This is a genomic window from Sphingomonas sp. URJC2, from assembly GCF_059803575.1.
Genome location: NZ_JAPFGX010000058.1, coordinates 1 through 11,555 on the forward strand (window position 1 = coordinate 1; position 11,555 = coordinate 11,555).

The 11,555-nt window shown below is 67.8% G+C and carries 16 protein-coding genes; 3 read left to right on the forward strand and 13 right to left on the reverse strand.

All coding sequences use genetic code 11. From position 1 onward, the window contains the following. Positions 1-565 (forward strand): CoA transferase (locus OPU66_RS14145; protein ID WP_498554298.1); only part of this gene is annotated, 565 nt, incomplete at its 5' end. A 193-nt stretch (positions 566-758) separates the two neighbouring features. Here OPU66_RS14145 and OPU66_RS14150 read toward each other — a convergent pair. The 11 genes from OPU66_RS14150 to rpmF form a co-directional block, all read right to left on the reverse strand. Continuing rightward, positions 759-1,136: a Rieske (2Fe-2S) protein gene (locus tag OPU66_RS14150; RefSeq protein WP_498554299.1), complete on the reverse strand. Its 378-nt coding sequence runs from the start codon at positions 1,134-1,136 to the stop codon at positions 759-761. Continuing rightward, positions 1,133-2,140, reverse strand: a complete 1,008-nt coding sequence (locus tag OPU66_RS14155; protein WP_498554300.1) for a fumarylacetoacetate hydrolase family protein — start codon at positions 2,138-2,140, stop codon at positions 1,133-1,135. Before OPU66_RS14155 ends, OPU66_RS14150 begins: the two co-directional genes overlap by 4 nt. A gap of 40 nt (positions 2,141-2,180) precedes the next feature. Continuing rightward, a complete protein-coding gene (gene hmgA, locus OPU66_RS14160; protein WP_498554301.1) occupies positions 2,181-3,482 on the reverse strand; it encodes a homogentisate 1,2-dioxygenase in 1,302 nt (433 codons plus the stop codon). A gap of 44 nt (positions 3,483-3,526) precedes the next feature. Further along, entirely contained in the window at positions 3,527-4,579 is a 1,053-nt protein-coding gene (gene hppD, locus OPU66_RS14165) for a 4-hydroxyphenylpyruvate dioxygenase (protein WP_498554302.1), read from the reverse strand. A gap of 52 nt (positions 4,580-4,631) precedes the next feature. Continuing rightward, a complete protein-coding gene (locus OPU66_RS14170; RefSeq protein ID WP_498554303.1) occupies positions 4,632-5,102 on the reverse strand; it encodes a MarR family winged helix-turn-helix transcriptional regulator in 471 nt (156 codons plus the stop codon). Continuing rightward, on the reverse strand, positions 5,092-6,147 hold the full coding sequence (locus tag OPU66_RS14175) for an AI-2E family transporter (RefSeq protein ID WP_498554304.1): 1,056 nt from the start codon (positions 6,145-6,147) through the stop codon (positions 5,092-5,094). The genes OPU66_RS14170 and OPU66_RS14175 overlap by 11 nt, the downstream gene beginning before the upstream one ends. 126 nt (positions 6,148-6,273) lie before the next feature. After that, positions 6,274-6,621: a MerR family transcriptional regulator gene (locus tag OPU66_RS14180; RefSeq protein WP_498554305.1), complete on the reverse strand. Its 348-nt coding sequence runs from the start codon at positions 6,619-6,621 to the stop codon at positions 6,274-6,276. Between the two features lie 13 nt (positions 6,622-6,634). Beyond that, positions 6,635-6,973, reverse strand: coding sequence for an integration host factor subunit alpha (locus tag OPU66_RS14185; protein WP_498554313.1), 339 nt, complete (start codon positions 6,971-6,973; stop codon positions 6,635-6,637). A gap of 79 nt (positions 6,974-7,052) precedes the next feature. Then, positions 7,053-8,024 (reverse strand): beta-ketoacyl-ACP synthase III, encoded by a 972-nt coding sequence (locus tag OPU66_RS14190; RefSeq protein ID WP_498554306.1) that lies wholly within the window; start codon positions 8,022-8,024, stop codon positions 7,053-7,055. Then, positions 8,021-9,070, reverse strand: a complete 1,050-nt coding sequence (plsX, locus tag OPU66_RS14195) for a phosphate acyltransferase PlsX (protein WP_498554308.1) — start codon at positions 9,068-9,070, stop codon at positions 8,021-8,023. Before plsX ends, OPU66_RS14190 begins: the two co-directional genes overlap by 4 nt. Before the next feature lie 37 nt (positions 9,071-9,107). After that, positions 9,108-9,287, reverse strand: coding sequence for a 50S ribosomal protein L32 (rpmF, locus tag OPU66_RS14200; protein WP_160591465.1), 180 nt, complete (start codon positions 9,285-9,287; stop codon positions 9,108-9,110). Between the two features lie 200 nt (positions 9,288-9,487). On the opposite strand from rpmF, the gene OPU66_RS14205 reads away from it, so the two are divergent. After that, entirely contained in the window at positions 9,488-9,925 is a 438-nt protein-coding gene (locus tag OPU66_RS14205) for an MAPEG family protein (RefSeq protein ID WP_498554309.1), read from the forward strand. Between the two features lie 51 nt (positions 9,926-9,976). Here the strand turns inward: OPU66_RS14205 and OPU66_RS14210 are convergent, their stop codons facing one another. Both OPU66_RS14210 and OPU66_RS14215 read right to left on the reverse strand, forming a co-directional pair. Then, the gene (locus OPU66_RS14210; RefSeq protein WP_498554310.1) at positions 9,977-10,357 is read right to left on the reverse strand and encodes an acyl-CoA thioesterase; all 381 of its coding nucleotides are present in this window, start codon (positions 10,355-10,357) and stop codon (positions 9,977-9,979) included. Next, positions 10,338-10,634 carry a hypothetical protein gene (locus OPU66_RS14215; protein WP_498554311.1) on the reverse strand — a complete coding sequence of 99 codons (297 nt, stop codon included), beginning with the start codon at positions 10,632-10,634 and terminating at the stop codon, positions 10,338-10,340. The genes OPU66_RS14210 and OPU66_RS14215 overlap by 20 nt, the downstream gene beginning before the upstream one ends. A gap of 63 nt (positions 10,635-10,697) precedes the next feature. Here OPU66_RS14215 and OPU66_RS14220 point away from each other — a divergent pair, with 63 nt between their 5' ends. Next, complete coding sequence (locus tag OPU66_RS14220) at positions 10,698-11,126, forward strand: CBS domain-containing protein (RefSeq protein ID WP_498554312.1); 429 nt, start codon at positions 10,698-10,700, stop codon at positions 11,124-11,126. The last annotated feature ends 429 nt before the right edge of the window (positions 11,127-11,555 follow it).

Consider the following 11,555-nt stretch of genomic DNA (forward strand, 5'->3'; position numbering starts at 1 on the left):
CCCCCCCCCCCCCCCCCCCCCCCCCACCGGCGCGGGCGATGTCGTCGATGCGGCGATGACCGACGGGACGATCAACCTGCTGGCGATGTTCCACGCCTTTCTGGCCAGCGGCCGCTGGCAGGATCGTCGTCAGGCCAATCTGCTCGACGGGGCGACGCCGTTTTACCGCTGCTATGAATGTGCCGATGGCCGCTATGTCGCGGTCGGCTGTCTGGAGCCGCAATTCTACGCCGCCTTGCTCGCCGGGCTGGAGCTTGATCCCGCCGCATGGCCGCAGTTCGACCTGAAAAGCTGGCCGGCGATGACGCAGACCTTCGCTGCCTGTTTCAAGGCGCGGGACCGCGACCATTGGGCCGCGCATTTCGCCGCCACCGATGCCTGTGTCACCCCGGTGCTGAGCTTTGCCGAAGCGCCCGATCATCCCCACAACCGCGCGCGGCAAAGCTATGTCGAACTGGGCGGCGTCACCCAGCCGGCCCCCGCGCCGCGCTTCCGCGACGCGCCATCGGCCGCGCGCCCTGCCGAACGGATCGAACTGGAGGATGCGCTCGCCCGCTGGGGGTGAAGCGGGGAGTTTGTTGCGCGGCGCCTTTGTTTGTCGCGGCACCGGCCCACACCCCCACCCGGCCTCCCATAGCGTAACCTGCCGTTGGGAGGCCGGGTGGGGGTGTGGGCCGGTGCCGCCCCCGCGCCGAGAGGCGCGCAACAAAAAGCCCCTCCGCGCAACAAACACCCCCGCGCAACACCCCCGTCACCCCTTACGCGGTGCGCACGACTCCGCCGGCAACGGTAACCGGCCAGGGCGTCAGGCTCTGGCCCGGGCATGGCCCGGCCACGCATGTCCCGTCATCGGGGCGGAACAGCGCGCCGTGCCAGCTGCACGCGACCAGATCGCTGTCCGGGGTCAGATACGCGTCGAGCCGCTGGGCGAGCGGCAGGCCCATATGCGGGCAGCGGTCGACAAAGCCCGTGACCGCCATGCCCCGCCGGACCAGAAAGCCGTGAAAGCGCCGGTCGCCGATTTCGATCACCACCGCGCGCGCGCCCGGATCGGCAAGATCGTCGAGCGCGGCGACCGCGATGCCGGGGGGCGTCGCGGTCAGCCGCTCGGGCCGGCCCGCGAGCGCCTCCGTCACACCGCCACCACGGTCTGTTCGATCGCGCCGAAGATGCTGTGATGGCGCGCATCATGGCAGTCGATGCGCACGACATCGCCGGCTTTGAGGAACGGGGTGCGCGGCGCGCCGGCGGCGATCGTTTCGATCATGCGGATCTCGGCGATGCAGCTATAGCCCAGCCCGCCTTCGGCGACCGGCCGGCCCGGCCCGCCCGCCGCATCGCGGTTGGACACGGTGCCCGAGCCGATGATCGTGCCCGCCGACAGCGCGCGGGTGCGCGCGGCATGGGCGATCAGCGTGCCGAAATCGAACGTCATGTCGACGCCGGCATCGGCGCGGCCAAAGGGTTCGCCATTCAGGTCGACGAGCAGCGGCCGGTGCAGCCGCCCGTCAGCCCAGGCATCGCCCAGCGCATCGGGCGTCACCAGCACCGGCGACAGCGCCGAGGCCGGCTTGGACTGGAAAAAGCCGAAGCCCTTGGCGAGTTCGCCGGGAATGAGGTTGCGCAGCGACACGTCATTGACCAGCCCGACCAGCCGGATCGCGGCGAGCGCGGTCGCCCGGTCCGCGCCCATCGGCACATCGCCGGTCACCACGCAGATCTCGCCTTCCATGTCGCAGCCCCAGCTTTCGTCGGCGAGCGGGATCGGATCGCGCGGGGCCAGAAAGCCGTCCGATCCGCCCTGATACATCAGCGGATCGGTCCAGAAGGTCGCCGGCATTTCGGCACCGCGCGCTTTCCGCACCAACTCGACATGGTTCACATAGGCCGAGCCGTCGGCCCATTGATAGGCGCGCGGCAGGGGGGCCGCGGCGTCGCGCTCGTGAAACCGCTCGCGCGGAATCGCTTCATGGGCGAGATCCTGTGCCAGCAGCCTCAGGCGCGGCGCGACCTCGTCCCAGCCGTCGAGCGCGGCCTGCATGGTCGGCGCGATCTGGTCGGCCGGCGCATACCAGGCAAGATCGTCCGACACGACGACGAGGCGACCGTCCCGGCCCCCTTTCAGCGATGCAAGCTTCATTGTTTCTGGTTCCTAGCCCTGAATGTGTCCGGAATGCCGGTCAGCCGAGTCGCGCCTTGGGAAAGCCCGTCCAGCACCCGTCATAGTCGGGCTGGCGCAGCGCCGTGTCCATCGCCCAGCGCGTCGGGCGGATGACGCCCCGGCTTTCGAACATGAACGCCAGCGTGTTGTCGATCCTGACCGGGGCGAGTTCGGCATGGGTCGCCTTGTCCCATGACGCGGCGTCGGGGCCGTGCGCCGACATGCAGTTGTGCAGGCTGGCCCCGCCGGGGGCGAAGCCGCCTTCCTTGGCGTCATAGCTGCCGGTCACCAGCCCCATGAACTCGCTCATCACATTGCGGTGGAACCAGGGCGGGCGGAACGTGTCTTCGGCCACCATCCAGCGCGGCGGGAAGATCACGAAATCGCAATTGGCGGTGCCGGCGGTGTCGCTGGGCGCGGTCAGCACGGTGAAGATCGACGGATCGGGATGGTCGAAACTGACCGTGTTGATCGTGTTGAACCGCGCCAGATCGTAGCGATAGGGCGCAAGATTGCCGTGCCACGCCACCACGTCGAGCGGGCTGTGATCGAGCCGGGCAGTCCACAGCCCGCCCATGAACTTCTGGATCACCTCGGTCGGCTGGTCGATATCCTCGAACCAGGCCGGGGGCGTTTCGAAGTCGCGCGGATTGGCGAGGCCATTGGCCCCGATCGGGCCGAGATCGGGCAGGCGGAACAGCGCGCCGTAATTCTCGCAGACATAGCCGCGCGCCGTGCCATCGGGCAGTTCGGCGCGGAAGCGCACGCCGCGCGGTACGACGCCGATCATCCCCGGCGCCAGATCGAGCACGCCCATTTCGGTGACGAGGGTCAGCCGCCCGGCCTGCGGCACGATCAGCAGCTCGCCATCGGCCGAATAAAAGACCCGGCCCGTCATCGGCGCAGTGGCGGCATAGAGATGGATGCCGATGCCCGTGCCCGCGCCCGGATCGCCATTGCCGGCATAGCTGACCAGCCCGTCGACGAAATCGGTCGGCGTTTCGGGCAGCGGCAGCGGATCCCAGCGCAGCCGGTTGGGGTTGGGCGGCACCTCGTCGAACGGCCCGGTGCGCAGCAGCGTCGCCCCGCGATAGGGGGTGAAGGCCGGGTGCATCGCACTCGGCCGCAGCCGGTAGAGCCAGCTGCGCCGGTTCTCGCTGCGCGGCGCGGTGAAGGCGGTGCCCGACAGCTGTTCGGCATAAAGGCCGAAGGCCGGCCGCTGCGGCGAATTGCGGCCGACCGGCAGCGCGCCGGCGACCGCCTCGGTCGAGACATGATTGCCGAAACCCGGAATCATGCCGGATGCGGGATGCTGGCCCATGATCGCCTGTCCTTGCCCGAATGGAGGGGATGGGGCCGGGCGGCTCAGTGCGCCGCCTCGACCTTGATCACGCCGCGCCGGATCTGATCCAGCTCGATCGATTCGAACAGCGCCTGGAAATTGCCGTTGCCAAAGCCTTCATTGCCCTTGCGCTGGATGATCTCGAAAAAGATCGGGCCGAACATGTTTTCGGTGAAGATCTGGAGCAGAATGCCCTCGTCGCCGCCGCCATCGATCAGGATGCGGTTGCGGCGCAGCCGCTCAAGGTCCTCGCCATGGTCGGGGACGCGCTTGTCGACCAGCTCGTAATAGGTCTCGATCGTGTCCTGCAGCCGCACGCCGCGCGCGCGCAGCTTTTCGACGGTGTCGTAGATATTGGCGGTGGTCAGCGCGAGGTGCTGGATGCCTTCGCCATTATACTGGCGGATGAACTCCTCGATCTGGCTGTGCTCGTCCTGGCTTTCGTTGAGCGGGATGCGGATCTGCTGGTCGGGCGCGATCATCGCCTGACTGAACAGCCCGGTCGCCTGGCCCTTGATGTCGAAATATTTCTGCTCTTCGAAGCCGAACACCTGAGCATAAAAGCTCGACCAGGTCCGCATTTCGCCGCGGCGGACATTGTGGGTCAGATGGTCGAGCAGGTCGAGCCCGACCGCGTTCTGCGCCTCTGCCTCGGCGGCACCGGGCACCGCGTCCCAGCTGTCATAGGGGGCCGAATCGACCAGATAGAGCAGCGAGCCGCCAATGCCTTCGAGCACGAACGCGCCGTCGCCGAGCGCGCTGGTCGCGGCATCGGCCGGGCGGGCACCGCGCGCGATCGCGTCGGCATAGGCCTGTGCGGCATTGGCAACGCGGAACGCCATGCCATTGGCCGACGGGCCATGGGCGGCGCGGAAATCGGCCGCCTGGCCGGTCGGCTCGCGGTTGATCAGCAGGTTGATGCGCCCCTGCTTGAAACGGGTGATGTCGCGCGTCGGATGGCGGTGCGCGGCGACGAAGCCGAAGCGTTCGAGCAGCGCCGCCATCGCATCGGGATCGGGCCCGGTGAACTCGACAAACTCAAAGCCGTTCAGGCCCAGCGGATTTTCTGCCGACATGACTCGCCTTCTCCAGAAGCGGGGAAAGCAAAATCGTAACATCTGTTACCAGTCAGCGCAATGCCTCGGCCGCCTGTTTGAGCCGGGCGAGCGCGGCGCGCAGCGCGGCGATTTCAGGGGCCGCAAAGCCCGCCATCAGCTGCGCCTCGAGCGCGAGCGCACGTGGCGCGATTTCGCCGTAAAGGGTCCGCCCCGCGGCGCTGAGCGTCAGCATCTGGCTGCGCCGGTCGCGCCCGTCGCGCGCGCGCGCCACCAGCCCGCGCCCGGCCAGCGCCTGGGCGGCGCGGCTGACCGTCATCTTGTCCATTTCGGTGCGCTGGACGATCTGCTGCTGGGTCAGGCCGTCGGTTTCCGCGAGCACCGCGATCAGCCGCCATTCGGGCACTTTCAGCCCGAACAGGCTTTCATAGCTGCGCGCAATGGCCCCCGACACGGCGTTGGACGCAATCGACAGCTGATAGGGCAGGAACGCATCGAGCCGCAGCTGCGGTGGCGCACAGCCTTCCCGCGCTTCAGGCGGCATCCGGGCGTCCACGCTCGCGGACATGGATTTCCCAGACCGACAGGAACAGCGCCGCCGCCGCCGGGCCGAGAATGAAGCCGTTGAACCCGAACAGCTGCAACCCGCCCAGCGTGGACAGGAACACCAGATAATCGGGCATCCGCGCCTCGCGCCCGACCAGCACCGGGCGCAGCAGATTGTCGACCATGCCGATCACGACCAGCCCGCAGAACACCACGAACGCGCCCTGCCACATCGCCCCGGTCGCCAGCAGATAGATCGCAACCGGCACCCAGACGATGCCGGTGCCGACCGCGGGCAGCAGCGACATGAAGCCCATCGCCACGCCCCAGAGCAGCGAGGGTTCGACGCCGACGAACCAGAACACCACGCCCCCCATCGTGCCCTGCACGATGGCGACGATCAGGCTGCCCTTGATCGTCGCGCGCACGACCGACAGGAAGCGGGCGAACACCTCGCGCCCCTGATCGAGGCGCAGCGGCATCGCGGTTTCGACCATCGCGACGATCCGCCGCCCGTCGGACAGCATGAAGAAGCACAGATAGAGCATCACGCCGAGGCTCACGACATAGCCGAACGCGCTGGTGCCGAAATCGAGCACGCGCGCGGCAATCGCCTGCGCGCTGCTGGCAAAGTTCGACGCCAGCCATTGCTGAGCGGCGCGGGCGTTGGTGAGCGAATCGATATCGATCGCCCGCCGCACCCAGGACGGCTGGGCGGCGTAGAAGCGCTGGAACGCGCCGATCGGGTCGAAGCCGCCGCTGCGCACCTCCTCGACAACGGCAATGAGTTCGTTGGTGATCGCAAAGCCAAGCAGCGCGGCCGGGACGATCACGGTGGCGATGATGGCGATGAGCGTGATCCCTGCCGCCGCGCCCGCGCGCCCGCCGAGCGCACGGGTCAGCGCATCCTGCAGCGGCTGGAACATCATCGTTGCCACCAGCGCCCACAGGATCGCGCCGGAAAAGGGCAGGACGATCGCCAGAAACAGCAGCGAGGCGATCACCAGCAGCCCGAAAAAGCCTTTTTCCTCAAGGGCGGGCATCGCATCGTCTCCATTGACTGGCGGTCTGGGCAGTCGCCGCGGACCGGCTTTGGCGGCCATAGCGCGCGAACCGCGCGGCGCGAAGCCCGGCCATGGGCCGGCCCGGGCCGCGGCCTCGCGCCATGATCAGGCCGCGCTGTCGGCCAGCGCGTCGACGAGCAGCTGGCGAATGCGCCTCAGCTCGGCCAGCGGCAGCGCGATCGGGGGCGCCGGGGCGGGCGACATGTCGGGCTTCGCCTCCCCCTCGGCCAGCAGCTTCTGCACGCCCTTGATCGTATAGCCTTCCTCGTTCAGCAGCCGGTGGATGCGGCGGGCAAGGGCGATGTCGGCAGGGCGGTAATAGCGGCGATTGCCCGCGCGCTGGAGCGGGCGCAGCTGCGGGAAGCGCGTTTCCCAATAGCGCAGGATGTGCTGGGGCAGGCCGAGTTCATCGGCCAGTTCCCCGATCGTGCGGAATGCGTCGTCGGATTTCATCGCCGGGTGCGGATCAGCCCGCGCGGACGATCCGGTCGCGCAGCATCTGGCTGGCGCGGAAGGTCAGCACGCGACGCGGCGCGATCGGCACTTCGACCCCGGTCTTGGGATTGCGGCCGATCCGCTCACCCTTGTCGCGCAGCACGAAACTGCCAAAGCCGGAGATCTTGACGTTCTGGCCGTTGGCCAGCGCCTCGCACATATGGCCGAGAATGCCCTCGACGATGTTGGCGGATTCGGCGCGGGACAGGCCGATTTCGCGGTGCAGCGATTCCGCGAGGTCGGCGCGGGTGAGCGTGCCGGCGGCCCCGTCGCCAAGGCGTTGGTCGCTGTGTTGGCCGTTGCGTTCCATATCCGCCATCGACTCCCCCCTTATGTCAGCCAACCATAGTAACGGGCGGAATCGTAACGTCAAATCGGGGTGGCGCGCATCAGAAACGCAGCACCGCAGCTCCCCAGGTAAAGCCGCCGCCCATCGCCTCCAGCACCACCAGATCGCCGGCCTTGATCCGCCCGTCGCGCACCGCCGTGTCGAGCGCCAGCGGCACCGATGCGGCAGAGGTGTTGGCATGCTGGTCGACCGTCACCACGACCTTGTCCGGCGACAGGCCAAGCTTCTTGGCGGTGGCATCGAGGATGCGGGCATTGGCCTGGTGCGGCACCACCCAGTCGACATCGGCCGGGGTCAGGCCGGCAGCGCCCAGCGCCTCGTCCATCACCGAGGCGAGGTTGACGACTGCATGGCGGAACACCTCGCGCCCCTTCATCCGGACCTTGCCGACCGTGCCGGTGGTCGACGGGCCGCCATCGACATAGAGCAGGTCATTGTGCCGGCCATCGGCGTGAAGCCTTGTGGCGAGAATGCCGCGCGGCGCATCGCCGTCGCTGGTCGTCGCGCCGAGCACGATCGCGCCCGCCCCGTCGCCGAACAGCACGCAGGTCGTGCGGTCTTCCCAGTCGAGGATGCGGCTGAACGTCTCTGCCCCGATCACCAGCGCATTGCGGGCCGAGCCGGCGCGGATCATCGCATCGGCCACCGAGACCGCATAGAGAAAGCCCGAACAGACGGCGGCAACGTCGAAGGCGACGCAATCGGCGATGCCGAGCGCGGCCTGCACGCGGGTGGCGCTGGCCGGGAAGGTCTGGTCGGGCGTCGCCGTGGCCAGCACGATCAGGTCGATCTCCGCCGCCGCGATGCCCGCGGCCTCAAGCGCCGCCCGCGCCGCATCGGTCGCGAGCGTCGAGGTGGTTTCGCCTTCGCCGGCGATATGGCGGAAGCGGATGCCGGTGCGCTCGACAATCCATTCGTCGGACGTGTCGATTCGCGCGGCCAGTTCGGCATTGGCGACACGCTGGCGCGGCAGCGCCGATCCGGTGCCCAGAATCGCGGCCCTGACCGTCATTTCGCGGCCACCGCCGCGCCCGAACCGGCACGGAAATGGGCAAGATCGTCGGCGATGCGGCGCGAAATATCGGCGCGCACCAGCTTGGCCGCGACGCCGATGGCATTGGCGACACCGCCGGCATCGGCTCCGCCATGGCTTTTGACGACGACGCCGTTCAGGCCCAGGAACACCGCGCCATTGTGATTGTTGGGATCCAGATGGGTCTTGAGCATGTGAAAAGCCGGGCGCGACAGCACGAATCCTGCCTTGGAACGCAGCGAGGAGGTGAAGGCGCGGCGCAGCAGATCGGTGATGAACCGGGCGGTGCCTTCCACCGATTTGAGCGCGATATTGCCGGTAAATCCGTCGGAGACGATCACATCGGCCTCGCCCCGGCCCAGCCGGTCGGCCTCGATGAACCCGTCGAAGCGCAGCGGCAGATCGGTCGCACCGCGCAACAGGGCGGCGGCGTCGCGCACCTCGTCGGTGCCTTTCAGCTCTTCCTCGCCGATGTTGAGCAGCCGCACGCGCGGCGCGGCAAGGCCCATGACGGCACGGGCATAGGCCGCGCCCATCACCGCGAACTCGACCAGATTATTGGCATCGCACTCGGTATTGGCACCAAGGTCGAGCATGACGAGGTCATTGTCGCCAAGCGTCGGCAGCAGCGCCGCGAGCGCGGGCCGGTCGATGCCCGACATGGTCCTGAGCGCAAGCTTGGCCATCGCCATCAGCGCGCCGGTATTGCCCCCCGACACGGCGGCGTCGGCGGTGCCCGCCTTTACCGCGTCGATGGCAAGACCCATCGAGCTGGTGCGCGCGCGGCGAATGGCCTGGCTGGGTTTGTCGCTGCCCGCGATGACGTCGGCAGCCGCGCGAATCTCGGCCGCGGCGGCGAGCGCCGGGCGCGCGGCCACCGCCGCGCCAAGCGCGGCTTCGTCGCCGACGAGCAGGAAACGAAGGGCAGGGTCCTCGGCAAGCGCGCGAGCAGCCCCCTCGATCATGACCGGGAGACCGTCATCGCCGCCCATCGCGTCGATTGCGATCCGCGGCGCGACGGTCACAGGCTAAACCCCTCCCCCGGACGGCAAATGGGCGTGATCAGGCGTCGACCGTGATGATCTGCCGGCCATTATAATGGCCGCACGCGCCGCACACATTGTGCGGCAGCTTCAGTTCGCCGCAGTTCGGGCATTCCTGAAACGCAGTCGCGCGCAGCGCATCATGGCTGCGGCGCATGTTGCGCTTGGAAGGCGAGGTTTTTCTCTTCGGCACTGCCATGACGGCACCTGTTCCAATCCAATGTGACCAAGATGCGACCCGGGTCCCGACAATGCCGGATACGGCACGGGGGCCGCCATCCAGAGCGGCCGGACCGGTCGCAAGCGAGCGTGGGCCTATAGCGATTTCGCGCGCCGTTGCAAGCGCCACGGGGGCGTGCGAGCGTTGCCCGACGACAAGATAGACGTTTGCAAAAGGGGATGGGAATGATTCTGCCGATCACGCTGACCATGGCGGGTGCCGCCGCGCTGATCGCGGTGTGGCTGAGCGCGCGGGTCATCGTCAGGCGCGTGGCTGGCAAGGAGTCGATCGGCGATGGCGGCGATCCCGCGCTACTCGCGCGCATGCGTGCGCACGCGAATTATACGGAGACGACCCCGTTTGTGCTGATCCTGATCGGGGGGATCGAACTGGCGACCGGCACCCATATCTGGCTGTGGGCCGTGGGCGGGGTGTTCCTGCTCGCGCGCATCGCCCATGCATTGGGGATGGACCGGCCCGCCCCCAATCCGTTCCGGATGATCGGCATGATGGTGACGCTGACGGTGATGATCGGCCTTGGCGGCTATGCGGCGGCGATTCCCTATCTGGCCCCTGCAGCGCTCGATTCGGGGGCGCAGATTATCGACGTCGGCTGATCGGCGGCGGAGTCGCCGGCCGCGGCCCGGCCGGCGAATCGCCGCGCGGCTTCAATCGGGCCAGACAATGGCGCGCGGCCGCTGGTCCGCGTCCAGCGCGACAAAGGTGAACAGCCCTTCGGTCACCTTCACCTGTTCGGCCCCGCGCGCGCGATCGGCAATCACCTCGATCCGGATGCCCATCGACGTGCGCCCGCGCCGTTCGACATGGGCATAGACGGAAATAATGTCCTGCAGCAGCACCGGGGCGATGAACTTCATCGCCTCGATGGCGATTGTCGCGGTCGGGCCGTTCGCCGTGCGCCCGGCCAGGATGCCGCCGGCGATATCCATCTGGCTGAGCACCCAGCCGCCAAAGATATGGCCGTTCGAGTTGATGTCGCCGGGGCGCGGGGCAACCCGCAGAATCGGTTCATTGCCGCTGATCATCATCGTCTTCCGAAAAATCCTGGATCTGTTCGTCATGGCCGCTGGCCGCGCTCAGGAACACCAGCCCCATCAGCGCGGCTGCCAGCACGACCGAGAAGAAGATGCCGCCAGCCGTAAAGACAAGAAACAGCCAGGGCAGCGGCCCTTGCAGCCACCACAGCCCGCCAATCGTGGCTAGCGTCGCGCCAAGCGCCGCCAGCGTCATCCAGCGCATCAGCTGGCGATAGCGCTGCCAGCTGTCTGCCGCGGTCATTTCCAGTCGGTCATTCATATCGGTCATGCTTCCCTTTGCGGGCTGGTCATGGGAACATCAACAGCGGGAGAGACCCGAAGGAGCCGAACAATGACGATTGCGGCGATTCTGGCCGGCCGGACCGGCGAAGTGATCAGCATCACCAGCGACACGCGCGTGAGCGAGGCGATTGCCCTGCTTGCCGAACGGCGCATCGGCGCATTGCCGGTGCTCGAGGGGGAGCAGGTGGTCGGCATATTTTCCGAACGCGACGTGATCTACTGTCTCGCCCGCGAAGGGGCCGGGGCGCTGTCGCGCCCGGTTGCCGAGGTGATGACGGCTCCGGCCCAAACGGTCGGGCCGGAACAGAGCGTGCTGGGGGCGCTGTCCCTGATGACCCGGCGTCGGTTCCGCCACCTGCCTGTGGTCGAGCATGACCGGCTGGTCGGGTTCGTGTCGATCGGCGACCTGGTGAAGCATCGGATCGACCGGATCGAGGCCGAGGCGGCGGCGATGCGCGATTACATCCTGAGCGCCTGATCCGATCGGGATCGGCCGTTGCCGGGGGGCCGGCAGCGGCCCTTTGCCGGTCGTGCGGGCACCGAGGCGGAGTCGTCGGGCCTGATCCTGCTGCTTCGAATCGCCAGAGATGGCGATTCGGCCCGGTGAGCGTCCTGCGCCAGCGTTGTCATCTGCGCCAAGCACACTGAAAAACGGCAGTTTTCCTTGGTTTTTCGGCTTGCCGGACGGGCGCTGCAAAAAATCTGACAAAAAGCTGTTGACCGTCCGGAAGCCCCTCCATATACGGCCTCTCACCGCAGCGACGCGGGCTTGTTGGCCCCCACTGATGCGGTTGCGAAAAGCTGAGGGCGCCCGGCACTCCCGGTAAAAGGGGGGGAGCGGAACGGCGTCCCTGTTTTTGGCTCTTTGACATTGTTGATGCAAGATGAAGGGACATGTGGGCGGCGG